This is a genomic window from Pseudomonas sp. CFBP13508 (genome assembly GCF_005233515.1).
Lineage (GTDB): Bacteria > Pseudomonadota > Gammaproteobacteria > Pseudomonadales > Pseudomonadaceae > Aquipseudomonas > Aquipseudomonas mercuritolerans.
The window spans coordinates 105,194-121,664 of record NZ_QFZZ01000010.1; the positions used below are offsets into that span (position 1 = coordinate 105,194).

Below are 16,471 nucleotides of genomic sequence, written 5' to 3' on the forward strand. Positions count from 1 at the left end.
GCATTCGGCCATACGGTGCTCGCTCAAGGCACCAGATACCCCTTCACGCCGGTAAAAATGATCTGCGCGGCCAGCGCGCAAACAAACAACCCCATCAAGCGGCTGACAATCTGCAAACCCTGATCACCGAGAATCCGCTCGATGCGATTGGACAGGTACAGCACCACACCGACAGTGAAACTGGCCAGGGCGATACTCATGATCGCGGTGAGCTTGTCGTCCCAGTGCGGCTGGCTGACGCCCATCACCAGCAAGGCGCCGATGGTGCCGGGGCCGACCGTCAGCGGAATGGTCAGCGGCACGATGGTCACGTCCTGCTGGACATTGTCGGCCTGCACCGCCGGTTTGCCCTGAGCCATGCCCAGCGCGGAAATGAACAACACGCTGCCGGCGCCAATGCGGAAGGCGTCCACGGTGATGCCGAAGACATCGAAAATCACTCGCCCGAACAGATACAGCAGAACACTGGAAATCAGCGTCGCGAGGGCGACCTTCCAGGCCAGGCGCCGCTGTTCCTTGCGCGAATAGCCACGGGTCAGGCTGATAAAGCAGGACAACACGAAGAACGGGCTGTAGAGCACCAGCATCTTCAGGTAAACGCTGAACAACACATGGAGCATGATGCAAGCTCACTGGCGATGGAGTCGGGGGGAGTCTATCAGGCACCGGACAATCTGTCGGTTTACGACGGCTGGGTCGTGGCCCGGTTCTGCTGATCGCGTTCGGCGACCCAATGCTCGATCAGTTCACGCAGTTGCGACAGCTCCACCGGTTTGGACATATGTCCGTCCATGCCGGCCTGGCGGGCGCGTTCTTTATGTTCGGCGAGAATGTGCGCGGTGAGGGCGACGATCGGTGTGCGGATGCGCTGATTGCTGACTTCCCAGGCGCGCAGTTGCTGCGTCGCGGAGAAGCCATCGAGGATCGGCATTTCACAATCCATCAGCACCAGATCGTAACGCTGGGCCTTCATCGCTTGCAGCGCTTCTTCGCCATTGCTCGCGGTGTCCGGTTGCAGGTTGAGCTTGCCGAGCATGCCGCGGATCACTTTGGTCGAGATGGTGTTGTCTTCGGCGACGAGGATGCGGAAGTCGCTCGGCACTTTCGCCGCAGTGGCCGCCGTAACCACTTGCGGCTGGAACACCACCTGGCCCTTGTTGCGTTGATTGAGCTCGTCCGCCAGCGTGGTCTTGAGCGTATAACCGGCCACTGGTTTGGCCAGAATCCGTTTGATCCCGGAATTGCGCGCAATGATCTTGCTCGGCGCGTTGCTGATGCCGGTGAGCATGATCAGCAGAATGTCGTGGTTCAGGCTCGGGTCTTCCTTGATCTTCGCCGCCAGTTGCATGCCGGTCATGCCGGGCATGTTCTGGTCGAGCAGAACCACGTCGAAGTAATCGCGCAGGTGCGCCTTGGTGCGCAGCAGCGCCAGCGCTTCCTTGCCCGACGGTACGGCGCTGACATTCAGGCCCCAGGCGCTGCATTGCTGTACCAGCACTTTGCGGCAGGTGTCGTTATCGTCGACCACCAATACCCGCGCGCCTTGCAGCGGGCTGTCCAGATCGGACGTCGGATGTTCGAGGCGATCCGGGTCCAGTGGCAAGGTCAGCCACAAAGTGCTGCCCTGAGTGGCGCCGCTCTTGATGCCGAACTCACCTTGCATCAGACGAATCAGTTGGCGCGCAATCACCAGGCCAAGATTGCCGCCCAGGCGATTGGCCGAAAGGAAGTGCTTGCTGTGCAATTCGGCGTGCAACAGTGCTTCGCGCTCTTCCGGCTCCATCGGCACGCCGCTGTCCTGCACGGCGATGCGCAGGCGCGGTTTGCTGCTGCGCTCGTCCAGTGCAACGACGATCAGCACCTCGCCTTCTTCGGTTTTCTTCAGGGCGTTTTCCAGCAGGCTCAGCAAGGTCTGGCGCAGGCGCGTCGGATCGCCGCTGATTACCCGTGGCACTTGCGGCTGGATGAAGCTGATCAGCTCGACGTTCTGTTGCTCGGCCTTGGCCCGGTAGATGCTCAGGCAATCATCGATCAAGGCGTTGAGGTCGAACTGCACGTCATCGAGTTCGATCTGCCCGGATTCGAGCTTGGAGATGTCGAGGATCTCGTTGATCAGCGTCAGCAGTTCGTTGCCGGCGCTGTGGATGGTTTGCACGTAATCGCGTTGCTTGACCGACAGCGGCGTACCCAGCAGCAGCTCGGTCATGCCCAGTACACCGTTCATCGGCGTGCGGATTTCGTGGCTGATCTTGGCGAGGAATTCGGCTTTGGCGTTGATTTCGGCGTTGCTTGCCGCCAGGTCGCGGCTGATGCTGAAGCGGCTTTCGGTGATGCTTCGCTGTCGCTCGCCCAGGGCGATGCTCATCAGCAGGCCGCTGATGCAGATGAACACCATCAGCGTCATGATCAGGCCTTGCGGCGTGACCAGTGTCAGCCCCAGCAGCGCCGGGAGGATAACCAGCGTGCCGATGTTGAACACGACCATGGCGGCGACGAACAGGCGCGCCGGGCGATAGCCTTTTTGCCAGTGATAGAAGCCCACCAGCAACATGCTCAGGCCGGCCAGTGCGACCAGTGCGTAGGTGATGATGTTCAGCGGCAAGGTGTTGACGAACAGCAGCAACAGGCTGCACGTGACGATCAACAGAATGTCGCCCCACAGCAGTTTGTTCAGCGCGTGCTGGCCCAGTGGCGCAAAGAAGCGCAGGGCGAACATCAACCCGGCTGGAGCCGTCAGCAGCAATGCCAGATAAGCGCCCGGCGTCTGAATGGCTTGCCAGTTCGGCAGCCACGGACCGGCGAGGTTGAGCAACAGGAACAGACTCAGCCCCAGCAGGCCCTCACAGATCGCCAGCCACAGACTGCTGCGCGAGCGCGAGTAGGCGTAGCGCACCAGGTTGTGCAGCAGGAGCATGGCGAGGCAGCCGAACAGCAGGCCGAAAATCAGCGTCTGCTTCTGATCGGCGGCGCCTTCGATTGCCGCTTGCAGGGTGATGTGCGGGCGCAGTTGATGGCCGGAGACCATGCGCACGTAGACGTCCAGCGGCTTGTCAGCCTGGGGCAGCGGCAGCATGAAATCGCTGCTCGGCAAAGGATGTTCGGCCTGGGGCCGCTCGTTGCCGGTATTGCGTTGCTCGATCAGCCGGTCGCCGTCGAGCACGTAGAGATTGAGTTGTGACAGGTCGGGGGCAAAGATGCGCAGCACTTGTTCGTGCTTGCCCGGCGCCAGTTTGAAGCGCAGCCACAGGGCGCCCTCGGGTTCGGCCGCGGTCAGGCGGTCAAGCTCGGTGGGGCTGAATTGATTGGTGTAGCGAGCGGAACGGATGTCGCTCAGTTGCAGGATGCCCTGATCGTCAAGCAATACCGACCAGCCACTGCCTTGCGCGGCCTGGGCCGGGAGCATGCAGAGCAAGGTCATCAGCGTGACGGTGAAGCTTATGGCAATCCTGAGCCAGCGCACGGCGAAATCCCTTCGTAGGTTGATGCCAGAATATAACGATGCGCGACGACCGAACAGCCCGGCGAGGAATGGCATCCCGCGCCGGGCCTGATGGATCGCTTACTCCTGGGCTTCGCCGCGTTCACGGGCAATGGCGCGGTAGCCAATGTCCTTGCGGTAGAAGCAGCCTTTCCAGTCGATGGCAGCGGCCAGTTTGTAGGCCTGCTGCTGAGCTTCACCGACGGTCGCGCCCATGGCCGTGGCACACAGTACACGACCACCGGCGGTAACGACCTGACCGTCTTTCAATGCGGTGCCGGCGTGGAAGACTTTGCCTTCAAGACCTGCCGCCGCATCCAGACCATTGATCGCCGCGCCTTTGGTGTAGTCGCCCGGGTAGCCGCCCGCGGCCAGTACGATGCCGACGCTCGGACGCGGATCCCACTGTGCTTCGATCTTGTCCAGCGCTTGCGCCAATGCGGCTTCAACCAGCAGCACCAGGCTCGATTGCAGACGCAGCATCACCGGTTGGGTTTCCGGATCGCCGAAGCGGCAGTTGAACTCGATGACCTTCGGATTGCCGGCCTTGTCGATCATCAGCCCGGCATAGAGGAAGCCAGTGTAGACGTTGCCTTCCTCGGCCATGCCGCGCACGGTCGGCCAGATCACCTGATCCATCACGCGTTGATGCACCTCGGCGGTGACCACCGGGGCAGGGGAGTAGGCACCCATGCCACCGGTGTTCGGGCCGCTGTCGCCGTCGCCGACGCGTTTGTGGTCCTGGCTGGTGGCCATCGGCAGCACGTTCTTGCCGTCGACCATGACGATGAACGAAGCTTCTTCGCCGTCGAGGAATTCTTCGATCACTACGCGCGAACCGGCGTCGCCAAACGAGTTGCCGGCGAGCATGTCACGCACGGCGTCTTCGGCTTCGGCCAGGGTCATGGCGACGATCACGCCTTTGCCGGCAGCCAGGCCATCGGCCTTGATCACGATCGGCGCGCCTTTTTCACGCAGATAAGCCAGGGCCGGCTCGATCTCGGTGAAGTTCTGGTAATCGGCGGTCGGGATCTTGTGGCGCGCGAGGAAGTCCTTGGTGAAGGCTTTCGAACCTTCCAGTTGCGCAGCACCGGCAGTCGGACCGAAGCAGTCCAGGCCACGGGAGCGGAACAGATCGACGACGCCAGCCACCAGCGGCACTTCCGGGCCGACGATGGTCAGGGAAACATTCTTTTCCGCGAAATCGGCCAGTTGCTCCAGCGCCAGCACGTCGATGGCGACGTTTTCGCACTTGGCTTCAATGGCGGTGCCAGCGTTGCCCGGTGCAACGAAAACCTTCTGCACACGCGGATCCTGAGCCACTTTCCAGGCCAGAGCGTGTTCACGGCCACCGCTGCCAATGATCAAAATATTCAAAGAGAGACTCCTTCGGAGAAGCTGCAAGCTACAAGCTGCGAGTAAGGGCGGGTATGCATCGCGCCAGATGGCAGCTTGTGGCTCTGAGTTAGTGAGGCTGCAACTGCAAGGGAAAGCGACTCAGATCAGCTTTTTCTTGCAGCTTGCAGCTTGAGGCTTGTAGCTGCCGCAACTCAGTGCCGGAAATGACGCATTCCTGTAAACACCATCGCAATCCCTGCCTCATCGGCAGCGGCAATCACTTCAGCATCACGCATCGAACCGCCGGGCTGGATCACCGCAGTAATACCGACCTTGGCCGCGTTGTCGAGGCCGTCGCGGAACGGGAAGAACGCGTCGGACGCCATGACCGAACCGGCCACCTGCAAACCGGCGTGCTCAGCCTTGATCGCGGCGATGCGGGCCGAGTTGACGCGGCTCATCTGGCCGGCGCCGACACCGATGGTCTGGCGGTTCTTGGCGTAGACGATAGCGTTGGATTTGACGTACTTGGCGACTTTCCAGGCGAAGATCAGGTCGTGGATTTCCTGTTCGGTCGGTGCGCGTTTGGTCACCACTTTCAGGTCGTCGGCGCTGATCATGCCGATATCGCGGCTCTGCACCAGCAGGCCACCGTTGACGCGTTTGTAATCCCAGGCAGCGGCGCGGTCAGCCGACCACTCGCCGCAGGCCAGCAGGCGTACGTTGGCTTTCGCGGCAACAATGGCGCGGGCTTCTTCGCTGACCGATGGGGCAATGATCACTTCAACGAACTGGCGCTCGACGATCGCCTTGGCGGTCTCGGCATCCAGTTCACGGTTGAAGGCGATGATGCCGCCGAACGCCGACTCGGTGTCGGTGGCGTAGGCCAGTTCGTAAGCCTGACGAATGCCGCCTTCGGCGTCCGGGCTAACGGCAACGCCGCACGGGTTGGCGTGCTTGACGATCACGCAGGCTGGCTTGACGAAGCTCTTCACGCATTCCAGCGCAGCGTCGGTGTCGGCGACGTTGTTGTACGACAGTTCCTTGCCTTGCAACTGGGTGGCGGTGGCGATGCCGACTTCGGCCGGCTTGGCTTCCACGTAGAACGCCGCGCTCTGGTGCGGGTTTTCGCCGTAGCGCATTTCCTGGGCCTTGATGAACTGGCTGTTGAAGGTGCGCGGGAATTCGCTGCGACCTTCAGTGCTCAAGGTTTCAGCGGCCTGGTTCACGGTGCCCATGTAGTTGGCGATCATGCCGTCGTAGGCGGCGGTGTGTTCGAAGGCCTTGAGCATCAGGTCGAAACGCTGAGCGTAGGTCAGGCCGCCGGCCTTGAGGTTTTCCAAGACGTTGGCGTAATCGCTGGCATTCACCACGATGGCCACGTCTTTATGGTTTTTCGCTGCGGAACGGACCATGGTCGGCCCGCCGATGTCGATGTTCTCGATGGCGGTCGGCAGGTCGCAGCCTGGCTTGTTGATGGTCGCTTCGAACGGGTACAGGTTGACCGCTACCAGATCGATCGGCTTGATGCCGTGCTCGTTCATGATCGCGTCGTCAGTACCGCGACGACCGAGGATGCCGCCGTGGATTTTCGGGTGCAGGGTTTTCACCCGACCGTCCATCATCTCGGCGAAACCGGTGTAATCCGCGACTTCCACTGCGGCAACGCCGTTGTCACGCAGCAGCTTGAACGTTCCGCCGGTGGAGAGGATCTCGACGCCCAGCGCTTCAAGCTCCTTGGCGAATTCGAGGATCCCGGTCTTGTCGGAAACGCTGATCAAGGCGCGGCGGATCGGCAGGCGGGTAGTCTGGTCGGTCATCTCAATTTCCATCAAAAGCAAAGGAAGTCAGCAAAAAAGGCGACCGTTTTTTACGCGGGCGCCTTTCTGGTTTGATTGAATGCTTACAGCAGATCGTACTGCTTGAGTTTCTTGCGCAGCGTGCCGCGGTTCAGTCCCAGCAGCTCACTGGCCTTGGTCTGGTTGCCCTTGACGTAGTTCATCACGCTTTCGAGCAGGGGCGCCTCGACTTCGGACAGCACCAGGTTGTACACATCCGTGACGGACGCGCCCTCAAGGTGGGCGAAATAATTGTGCAGCGCCTTCTCGACACTCCCGCGAAGGGTCTGGCCTTCTTCGCTCGGCGTGTTGAGGTGCTGTTTCAAATTCACGTTGTCGCTCACGGGTGTTGTTCCACTCACTAAAGTCTCGGTCATCATCGTCATGCGGCCACCCCTTCTTCGTCCCCTGTCAGGCTCTTGTAACGCTCGGCGAAGAACTCCCGAACGTCGGCGCATTGTGTTTCCGTACCATCCAAACGATTGAAACGGGCGCGAAACTCCCTGGCGCCCGGCAAGGTTGCGAGATACCAGCCCACATGCTTGCGGGCAATGCGCACGCCCATCACGTCGCCATAGAAGGCGTGAAGGGCAGCCAGATGCTCCAGCAGGATGCGTTCAACTTCGCTCAGTTCCGGTGCGGGCAATTTCTCGCCGGTGCGCAGGAAATGTTCGATCTCGCGAAAAATCCATGGCCGCCCTTGAGCGGCTCGGCCTATCAGCAGGCCATCGGCACCGGTCGCGTCAAGCACGTAACGGGCCTTTTCCGGCGAATCGATATCGCCATTGGCAAACACCGGGATCGACACGGCCTGCTTGATCGCGGCAATCGTGTCGTACTCGGCTTCCCCTGTGTACAGATCGGCGCGCGTACGGCCATGTACGGCCAGCGCTGTGATCCCGGCCTGTTCGGCGATCTTCGCCACGTTCAGGCCGTTCTTGTTCTCGCGATCCCAGCCGGTGCGGATCTTCAGGGTGACCGGTACATCAACCGCGGCCACTACGGCCTGCAGGATCTCGGTCACCAGTGCTTCGTCTTTCAGCAACGCGGAGCCGGCGGCCTTGTTGCAGACCTTCTTGGCCGGGCAACCCATGTTGATATCGATAATCTGCGCGCCCAGCTCGACGTTGGCCCGTGCCGCATCGGCCAGCATCTGCGCGTCGCCACCGGCGATCTGCACCGAGCGCGGCTCAGGATCGCCTTCGTGGATCATGCGCATGCGCGACTTGCGGGTATTCCACAGGCTCATGTCGCTGGTGACCATTTCCGAGACTACAAGTCCTGCGCCCAGACGCTTGCACAGCTGACGAAAGGGCTGGTCGGTGACGCCCGCCATCGGGGCGAGGATCAAACCGTTCTGCAATGTATATGGGCCGATGCGTACCGCCGACATAGGACTTCCCTGAAGTGGGGCCGGATCATGAGAGTTCGAAAAAGGGTGGGCATGATACCCGCTCTCGATGACTGGTTAAAGGCTGAATTGAACAAAATCTGAACAGTTATTCTGTTATCGCCAACGGTTTGGTTGGCTGCGATCCAGTCAGAAAAATGCCGTCAATCGGGAAACGCTGAAGCGGTTCATTCCGGTGAATGGAAGTTCAGGCTGTAATTCACCGCTTTCGGCCCCGGATCGAGAATATCCAGGGCGATGTGGATCGGCGTCTGCGGCGGCATTTCCGCGAGGCCTTCGAGATCGCCGCTCAGATACTCGCCAGGTTTGAAGCGACGACTGGCGATCAGGTGACCGTTGAGGTCGGCAAAACGCAGCTCGAGCAAGGGAAACGGCTGGGAAAAGGTCGCGCGGTTGTAAATGATCGCGTCGACCACCAGCGCGCCGCTGAACTCGGGATGACTGCGCACCACCAGGTTGCTGCTCTTGATTTTGCCGATGTCGACTTTGGACGGCACGGTGCAGCCGATCTGCGGGCAGATCTGCTGAAACCATGGGCGGTATTGATCCTGCCGCGCCAGCTCCTCGAAGTGATAGGCAACGTATTGAGCGGCAAGACCGCCGGCCGCCAACACCACCAGCAGCAGCCAGAGCAGGCGCCGGCCCCAGGGCGAACGGCGTTGCTGCCAGTCCAGTTGCAGCGGGTCGTCGGTCAGATCCTGCAAGACCTCGGCGCGCACGCCGGGCTCGGCCCTTTCGCGTTTTTTGCGCGGCGAGGTGATCAATGGCAGATCGTCGTCATCGCTGTCGTCGCTGGCCGAAAATCGCTCACGGCGGACGTTGGGATCGATCGGATCGTGCAAGCGCAGTTGCGGGATCGGCGGCTCGTCATCCAGGTCCACCGGTTCCAGTGACAACGATGGCTCGGTGCGCTCGGTGCGCTCGGATTCGAGGGTTTCGATGCCGTCGATATCCGGCTCGACATCCGGCGCTGCGCTGCGCTCATCGGCAGGCTCGCTGAACAGGCTGTCGGGCCATGTGCCTTCGTCCGGTTCCGCGCTGTCGCGCCGCGCACTCAAGGATTCTTCGCGGGCCCGGCCGAATTCGGCGACCGGCTGGATTTCGCGCTGTTCGAGGCGGGCGAGTTCTTCGTCCAGATCGAGGCCGTCCAGATCCAGTTCCGACGCGCTCCATTGCTTTTGGCTGATGGCGCGCGGTGCGGGGATCTGTTCGACGACCGCAGAATCGCTGACAGGTGCGGGCGCTTCAGGCAGCGCTGGTGCGGTCGGCGTCACCGTGTCCTTACCAGAATGTTGCTCGAGCAGCTGCTTGGCGGCATTGAACACTTGCAGGCAGGAGCCGCAACGAACCACCCCGCGGGCCACGCTCAACTGAGCATGGTTGACGCGGAAACTGGTCTGGCAATGCGGGCACTGGGTGACGAAACTGTCGGTCATGCGGCGATCCGGTTCAGGCAAGCGGTCATTTTAGCGCCGACGCCCGGTGATGCGCACCCAGCCGTCGCGATTGGCGATCGGGTCGAGCTCGAAGTCCTGCGCATAAGCGGCGGCGACTTCTTCACCCTGCTCGGCGAGGATGCCCGACAACGCCAGGCGCCCACCGCTCTTGACCAGGCTGGACAATTGCGGCGCCAGGGCCACCAGCGGGCCGGCGAGAATATTGGCCACCAGCACGTCAGCCTGAACCTGCGGCAGATCCTCGGGCAGATACAGTGGGAACAACTCGTCGGCAATGTTGTTGCGCCCGGCATTGTCGCGCGAGGCCTCCAGTGCCTGCACATCGATGTCGGTGCCCACGGCTTCCTTGGCGCCGAGCAGCAGGGCGGCGATCGCCAGAATCCCCGAGCCACAGCCGAAGTCGAGCACGTGGCAGTCTTTCAGGTCCTGACCGTCGAGCCATTCCAGGCACAGCGCGGTGGTCGGGTGGGTGCCGGTGCCGAACGCCAGGCCCGGGTCCAGCAGCAGGTTGACCGCATCAGGCTCAGGGGCGGCGTGCCAGCTCGGCACGATCCACAGGCGCTGGCCGAACCGCATCGGCTCGAAACCGTCCATCCAGCTGCGTTCCCAGTCCTGGTCCTCGATGACTTCGCTGTGGTGCTCGGGCAGCGGGCTGCCGGTGAGCAATTCCAGATGGGCGAGGACCGGCTCCGGTTGCGTGCCGCCCTCGAACAAGGCCAGCAAATGGGTGTGCGACCACAGCGGTGTGGTGTTGAGTTCCGGTTCGAAGATCGGCTGGTCTTCGGCGTCCATGAAAGTCACCGACACGGCGCCGACTTCGAGAAATGCATCCTCGTAGGTTTCGGCTTGTTCCGGAGTGATGGCGAGACGGACTTGCAGCCAAGGCATGGCGGGCACCTTTGAAAATCTGTGGGGCAGCCCGAAGCTGCAAAAGCGCGCAGTTTACGCCAGGTCGCCGGCAAAGTGGACACGCCAGTCGGCTGTAACACATCCGCAGGTGCCATATACATATGTACGGCCTGGGCACGCTGGCCGTGAAATAGAGTGGGGGCTCATTTCCATGCAACAAAAGGCTGGACGATATGGCGGATCAACAAGGGATTGTAGAAGAAAAACTACCTGTAGCTGCGGCGCCTACGGGGTCGGTGCAGGAAATCCTGCTACGCATCACGCGCTGGCAGGTGATGATCGACAAGCGCTTGAGCAGCCAGATGACGCTGCTCGAGGCGCTGGAGCATTACGCGTTGACTGAATTGCGCATTGATTATCCCGAAGGTCATTTCGATCCGGGGTTCGTGGTTGCCCTGCTCGATGCCATTCTGCAAAAGCTTCTCGACGGCAAGCCAGTCACGTTCCTGGCAGTCCAGGACGCTCCATTTCGCTGGCCGGGAGCCGCTGACCTCGGGTTGCCAGCCAGCCGCCGGGAGCACGTCGCCCGGACGGTGGATTCCGTTTCGCTGCACTTCCTCGACCAGTACAAGAAATACCTGCGCGAACACTGGGCGACAAAAGGGCAGGAGGCGTTGTTCGATCGTTTGATGAAGCGCAAGCTGCGGCGCTATATCAAGGACATCGAGTCGCTGTTGCGTCGTGACCGGCTCGTGGGCGTGACATTGAATCAGTTGCGCCGAAAGATCGATAGAGTCCAGGCCCGAGGCACCCGTCGGTACCGGTTGACTGCATTGGCAACCGGTGCAGAGAAAAAGATTCTCGAGGCGCACTCCTTCGCGCAACTGCCGCAGTGGATGAAGGTGTTGAAGGACCCGGATCGCGCCTTGTTGCGCCATTATCAGGAGCAGACGTCACTGTCCCGGACAGCGCTCGATGAGCTGCTGCAGGGCTACGGCTCCTTGCGCGCCTTTGCCCGGCAGCAGGCCATCGAATACATTCAGCGCAAGCTCGACATGACGGTTGAACCGGATCGGATCGACGTGCGACTCAGATGGCGCTCGGCAGTCGGCGAGCCGACGCGCAATCGCAGCCTGACCGACTTGCTGGCATCCGGGCCGATCGGTCAGGACTTCGCAGCGGTCCTGTATATCGCCAGTACTGCGCCTTTGCGCAACCAGTCACTCAAGCCGACATTCATTGCCGACATGCTGGCGGAACAGGACTATCCGGCAGATTACCTGCGAGTCCTCGCCGAGCAGTACAAGCGCACAGAAGTGCAAAAGGCGCTGATCGACTGGTTCACCGCTCGGCTCCGGCAGAGCGCATACGTCGCGCGTTGTGCAGCTCATCTGTCGGAGTCCGATCATGAACTTCTGGAGCAGACGTGGTCCGGGCAAGCTGCAAGCAAGCCCCTGCAAGTGGCCGCACTGACGCTGCCCAACGGCATGCAATGCACCGATCTTCTGGTGTTCTACCATGCAGAGACTGCGCAAGCGGTAAGTAACCTGGTGCTGTACGCGCCCAACAAGCCGAACGGTCAGGAGTGGGTGCGGTTAACGTCTGTTGCGGCGTTGACCGGCGAGGTGTGGAGCTGGACGCAGAGCGAAGCCGGCCGCGAGTACCTGTTGCAGCAGCTTTCGCCGACGGCACATCGTACGGCGCGTGACTATCTTTTGGCCGTGGCGGACAACCCGGCCCTCTGGGGCATGACCAGTGACATTCGACGTGCACCCCTGTCATTCGCGGAGTGCGTCGAAGCAGCTGTAAAAATGGGCCTGGCAAAAAACCTGCAGCAGGTCGAGGTGGACAACTCGCTGCGTTGGTACACAACGCTCGGTCTGGATGCGCGCCGGCGCATCAGCAGCCTGAATCAGGAATTGATTGTTCATCAGCAGGTTTTCAACGAGCTGCTGGGCGGCTTTGAAGTGTTTGTCGATTTCGCCAGGCGCACGGTTGCCGCAGCGATCGCGCCCTACATGCGCAGCAAGAACGTGCTGGAACCGGTCGACCCGGCCACTGTGTTGATCGATTACAACCCCGGCGTTGCCGATCGCAGGAAGCAGCAGGTGGCGACACTGCTTGACTTGGCGATTCACGGCTACGACGACAACTCCGGCATCGAGCACCCGAAAAAAGGCGTGCGCTCGTCGGTCGGGCAGGATTTGAGCCTGGTGCGCAGCGCCGATCTGGCGTTGTATCTGCGCCGGGCCTGGCTGGGCGAGAAATACGCCGACGAGATCCGCAGCAAATATCTCGACCCTCGTAATGCCGCCTACGAACCGCGTCGCTTCGCCTACCGCAACGTGCTGCTGTCAAAAATGGATCGTGATTTGCGCGTGGCCAGAAGTCAGGCGCGTCTGAGCGACGCGGTGTATTCAGCGCTGGTCCGCCAGGTCACACTGTTGAGTCAATTGCCAGCGCCGGGTACGCATTATCCGGGCGCCCGTATGGTTGAAAGCGACGGCGTGTTCAGGTTCACCGTGCGCAATCACGTCGTGCTCGGGGTTTACGTTCTGACTTCGTTCGACCCTGAGCCGTCCTGGTGGCTGTACACGCCTGATGCGCCCGACGGTATTGTGGTGCGTGCGTATCATTCACTTTTCGGCGACATCGCGGGAACCTTGCATGACTATCTGATGGCGCGTACGCCGGTTGCTGCACGCAGCATCGTGTCGCGCACCCTGTACGCGATTGCGGCGAAAAAACAACGCGTCGATGTGCTCTACGAAGCGGAGCGCCTGGTTGACGCCCGCAGCGAGTTCAATGCGTACATCGAGCGCGCGGTCACGGATGTGCAAGACATCACCACCAGCCGCGCGCAAATGATCGAGCGCCAGGTGGTCAAGGGGCTGATGTTCGCCGCCGCACCGTTTTGTATGGTGTTTCCTCCCTTTGCCTTGCTGCTCGATGTCGTGTTCATTGCCATCAGCGCTGGTCAGGCTGTCGCTGCGCATCTGGAAGGCGATGTCGATGGCGCTCTCGGACACTGGCTGGAGGCCTCGTGGGGTGCGCTGTTTGCCATGGTCGGTGCCGGCAGTGCGATCAAGTTGCTGGGCGGTGCGGCCAGAAGTCTGAAACACACGATGAGGCCCGTCTCATTGTTGTCAGAGCACCTGAGTACCGTGGCTCCGGTGCACAAGGAAGCGCTGCCGGCGATCCGGGAAGTCCGCTTCCATGCCAGGCAGGCCGTCAGCAAGAGGCCCGAACGCTTGCAAAAGGTGACTGACGACGGTGTGTTTTTCGGCACCTGGCGCAGTCCGCCCAGTGCTGAACAGCCGCAACCGGCCTATTACATCCGTAACAGAGGCAAGTATTTCCTGGTCAGGGAGAATCCGCATTTCGGTGGTCTGAGCCTGGTCGATGCCCGCCGCCCGACAGCTATCTATCAGCAACCGATACGTCTTGCCCCTGGCGGCAGGTGGACACATGACCGGGTCGGGCTCAGAGGCGGCAACGTCCGCAACCTTGGGCGGGTGAACAATTTGCGTGATGCATTTCCGGCCCGTGTCGAACCATTGCTCAACCGCGGTGCGATGCAGGGCGAAGCGGTGGTGGGGCGTGCCGTTCCCGGATCGCGAGACAACTACCTGTTTTCGCTGAATGCGCAGAGTTGCGTCATTGCCTCGCTGTACAACCCGACGACGAGAACAGGGGCGGTGATTCATTTCGATCACAATATCCGCCCCCTGATCCAGCGCAGTGTAAGCGGCGTGTTGGAACGTCTGGGGTACGCCGGCCAGGATATTCGCGCCACGCTGGTGGGAGGTGACTGGGTGTCGATGGGCGCTGACATCGGCGGCCCGGTCAGGCGTGTCCTGCGCGAACATGGCCTGCAACCGACGTGGGATTACTGGTCGTACTCCTCGTGCCTGGGCAACACTTACGGGGTAGTGTTGAATCTGAACAATGGAGTCTCGAAAGTGTTCAAGCATTCCGCTGGTCAGGTTGGTGACGTGTACAAAGCGCTTATCGACAGAGCGCCATATTCAACCGACCGACTCTCGATACGTGCCCAGAACTTCATGGACCGTGTCCGCAGTGAAGCGTTGCACGAGAATGCCGTCGGCAGCGTGGTCGATAGGGCCGGCAGCCGGGCGACCGCGGCGATGGTAGAGGACCAGGCGTTCTCGATGGTGCTGATGAACTGACGCGTCGTTCAGGCATAAAAAAACCCGATCCTCGGGGATCGGGTTTTTCCACGCCGGATCAGTCTTACGACTGCTTGGCCAGCTTGTGCTCGAGGTAGTGAATGTTCACACCACCCTTGCAGAAGCCTTCGTCACGAACCAGGTCACGGTGCAGCGGGATGTTGGTCTTGATCCCGTCGACCACGATTTCGTCCAGGGCATTGCGCATGCGTGCCATGGCTTCGTCGCGGGTTGCGCCGTAAGTGATCAGCTTGCCGATCAGCGAGTCGTAGTTCGGTGGCACGGCATAACCGCTGTACAGGTGCGAATCGACGCGAACGCCGTTGCCGCCTGGAGCGTGGAAATGCTTGACCGTGCCCGGGCTCGGCATGAAGGTCTTCGGATCTTCAGCGTTGATCCGGCACTCCAGCGAGTGACCACGAATGACCACGTCATCCTGAGTGAACGACAGCTTGTTGCCGGCGGCGATGCTGAGCATCTCCTTGACGATGTCGATACCGGTGACCATCTCCGAAACCGGGTGCTCCACCTGAACACGGGTGTTCATTTCGATGAAGTAAAAACGACCGTTTTCGTAGAGGAACTCGAAAGTACCAGCACCACGGTAGCCGATGTCGATGCACGCCTTGACGCAGCGAGCCAATACTTCCTGGCGCGCCTTCTCGTCGATGCCCGGTGCCGGCGCTTCTTCGAGAACCTTCTGGTGCCGACGCTGCAGCGAGCAGTCGCGGTCGCCCAGGTGGATGGCGTGGCCCTGGCCGTCGGACAGTACCTGCACTTCGACGTGGCGCGGGTTGGTGAGGAATTTTTCCAGATAGACCATCGGGTTGCCGAACGCCGCACCTGCTTCGGAGCGGGTCAGTTTCGCCGAGGCGATCAGGTCTTCTTCCTTGTGCACCACGCGCATGCCACGACCACCACCGCCACCGGCGGCCTTGATGATCACCGGGTAGCCGACTTCACGACCGATGCGCAGCGCCGTTTCTTCGTCTTCCGGCAGCGGGCCGTCGGAACCTGGAACGGTCGGTACGCCTGCTTCGATCATCGCGTGCTTGGCCGATACCTTGTCGCCCATCAGGCGGATGGTGTCGGCTTTCGGGCCGATGAAGGCGAAGCCGGAGTTCTCGACCTGCTCGGCAAAATCGGCGTTTTCCGCGAGGAAACCGTAGCCTGGGTGAATGGCGGTAGCGCCGGTCACTTCAGCAGCAGCGATGATGGCCGGGATGTGCAGGTAAGACTGAGCGGCGGACGCCGGGCCGATGCAGACGGATTCGTCTGCCAGACCCAGGTGCATCAGCTCTTTGTCGGCCTTGGAGTAAACGGCGACGGTCTTGATGCCCATCTCTTTGCAGGCACGCAGAATCCGCAGGGCGATCTCACCGCGGTTAGCGATCAGAACTTTTTCCAACTTCGCAGTCATCAAAGGCTCTCCGCGGTTCAAACGATGGTGAACAGCGGTTGGTCGTACTCAACCGGCTGGCCGTCTTCGACGAGGATGGATTCGATCACACCGCTGGTTTCAGCTTCGATGTGGTTCATCATCTTCATGGCTTCGACGATGCACAGGGTGTCGCCTTTCTTCACGGTCTGGCCGACTTCAACGAAGGCTGGCGAGGTTGGCGAAGATTTACGGTAGAAGGTGCCGACCATCGGCGAACGGGCAACGGTGCCGTTCAGCGCCGGTGCAGCAGCGGCAGCCGGAGCAGCGGCAGCGACTGGCGCGGCAGCAGGGGCGGCGGCCGGAGCCTGCATCGGGGCTGGCGCGTAATACTGCTGCGCCGGGGTCTTGCTGTGGCGGCTGATGCGTACGGACTCTTCGCCTTCCTTGATCTCGAGCTCGTCGATGCCGGACTCTTCCAGCAATTCGATCAGTTTCTTAACTTTACGGATATCCATGAATCATCAACTCC

The 16,471-nt window shown here is 61.1% G+C and carries 11 protein-coding genes; 1 reads left to right on the forward strand and 10 read right to left on the reverse strand.

All coding sequences use genetic code 11. The features are described 5' to 3' along the window. Nucleotides 1–23 precede the first annotated feature (23 nt). From PspCFBP13508_RS24010 to prmA, 8 genes are all read right to left on the reverse strand, one after another. Nucleotides 24–620 (reverse strand): MarC family protein, encoded by a 597-nt coding sequence (locus PspCFBP13508_RS24010; protein WP_016771870.1) that lies wholly within the window; start codon nucleotides 618–620, stop codon nucleotides 24–26. A gap of 62 nt (nucleotides 621–682) precedes the next feature. Beyond that, entirely contained in the window at nucleotides 683–3,460 is a 2,778-nt protein-coding gene (locus tag PspCFBP13508_RS24015) for a hybrid sensor histidine kinase/response regulator (RefSeq protein ID WP_130910590.1), read from the reverse strand. A 99-nt stretch (nucleotides 3,461–3,559) separates the two neighbouring features. Next, nucleotides 3,560–4,855 (reverse strand): phosphoribosylamine--glycine ligase, encoded by a 1,296-nt coding sequence (gene purD, locus PspCFBP13508_RS24020; RefSeq protein WP_137215882.1) that lies wholly within the window; start codon nucleotides 4,853–4,855, stop codon nucleotides 3,560–3,562. Between the two features lie 173 nt (nucleotides 4,856–5,028). Then, entirely contained in the window at nucleotides 5,029–6,636 is a 1,608-nt protein-coding gene (gene purH, locus PspCFBP13508_RS24025) for a bifunctional phosphoribosylaminoimidazolecarboxamide formyltransferase/IMP cyclohydrolase (protein ID WP_137215883.1), read from the reverse strand. 83 nt (nucleotides 6,637–6,719) lie between these two features. Then, nucleotides 6,720–7,040, reverse strand: coding sequence for a DNA-binding transcriptional regulator Fis (gene fis / locus PspCFBP13508_RS24030; RefSeq protein WP_002555375.1), 321 nt, complete (start codon nucleotides 7,038–7,040; stop codon nucleotides 6,720–6,722). Further along, a complete protein-coding gene (gene dusB, locus PspCFBP13508_RS24035) occupies nucleotides 7,037–8,047 on the reverse strand; it encodes a tRNA dihydrouridine synthase DusB (RefSeq protein ID WP_041480672.1) in 1,011 nt (336 codons plus the stop codon). The genes fis and dusB overlap by 4 nt, the downstream gene beginning before the upstream one ends. Nucleotides 8,048–8,232: 185 nt before the next feature. Next, nucleotides 8,233–9,501: a DUF3426 domain-containing protein gene (locus PspCFBP13508_RS24040; protein ID WP_137215884.1), complete on the reverse strand. Its 1,269-nt coding sequence runs from the start codon at nucleotides 9,499–9,501 to the stop codon at nucleotides 8,233–8,235. 30 nt (nucleotides 9,502–9,531) lie between these two features. Further along, entirely contained in the window at nucleotides 9,532–10,410 is an 879-nt protein-coding gene (prmA, locus tag PspCFBP13508_RS24045; protein ID WP_137215885.1) for a 50S ribosomal protein L11 methyltransferase, read from the reverse strand. A gap of 194 nt (nucleotides 10,411–10,604) precedes the next feature. Here prmA and PspCFBP13508_RS24050 point away from each other — a divergent pair, with 194 nt between their 5' ends. Beyond that, nucleotides 10,605–14,561, forward strand: coding sequence for a DUF6543 domain-containing protein (locus PspCFBP13508_RS24050; RefSeq protein ID WP_137215886.1), 3,957 nt, complete (start codon nucleotides 10,605–10,607; stop codon nucleotides 14,559–14,561). A gap of 64 nt (nucleotides 14,562–14,625) precedes the next feature. On the opposite strand, the gene accC is transcribed toward PspCFBP13508_RS24050, so the two are convergent. Together accC and accB are read right to left on the reverse strand one after the other, a co-directional pair. Next, complete coding sequence (accC, locus tag PspCFBP13508_RS24055) at nucleotides 14,626–15,981, reverse strand: acetyl-CoA carboxylase biotin carboxylase subunit (protein WP_024011424.1); 1,356 nt, start codon at nucleotides 15,979–15,981, stop codon at nucleotides 14,626–14,628. Between the two features lie 17 nt (nucleotides 15,982–15,998). Continuing rightward, nucleotides 15,999–16,457, reverse strand: a complete 459-nt coding sequence (gene accB / locus PspCFBP13508_RS24060) for an acetyl-CoA carboxylase biotin carboxyl carrier protein (RefSeq protein WP_016771862.1) — start codon at nucleotides 16,455–16,457, stop codon at nucleotides 15,999–16,001. Nucleotides 16,458–16,471 lie beyond the last annotated feature (14 nt).

Bases quoted from the DNA above. Each gene is read 5' to 3' on its own strand.
- fis (WP_002555375.1), bottom strand. From the start codon at position 7,040: ATGACGATGATGACCGAGACTTTAGTGAGTGGAACAACACCCGTGAGC.
- prmA (WP_137215885.1), bottom strand. From the start codon at position 10,410: ATGCCTTGGCTGCAAGTCCGTCTCGCCATCACTCCGGAACAAGCCGAA.
- dusB (WP_041480672.1), bottom strand. From the start codon at position 8,047: ATGTCGGCGGTACGCATCGGCCCATATACATTGCAGAACGGTTTGATC.
- PspCFBP13508_RS24010 (WP_016771870.1), bottom strand. From the start codon at position 620: ATGCTCCATGTGTTGTTCAGCGTTTACCTGAAGATGCTGGTGCTCTAC.
- PspCFBP13508_RS24040 (WP_137215884.1), bottom strand. From the start codon at position 9,501: ATGACCGACAGTTTCGTCACCCAGTGCCCGCATTGCCAGACCAGTTTC.
- PspCFBP13508_RS24050 (WP_137215886.1), top strand. From the start codon at position 10,605: ATGGCGGATCAACAAGGGATTGTAGAAGAAAAACTACCTGTAGCTGCG.
- accB (WP_016771862.1), bottom strand. From the start codon at position 16,457: ATGGATATCCGTAAAGTTAAGAAACTGATCGAATTGCTGGAAGAGTCC.
- accC (WP_024011424.1), bottom strand. From the start codon at position 15,981: ATGACTGCGAAGTTGGAAAAAGTTCTGATCGCTAACCGCGGTGAGATC.
- purH (WP_137215883.1), bottom strand. From the start codon at position 6,636: ATGACCGACCAGACTACCCGCCTGCCGATCCGCCGCGCCTTGATCAGC.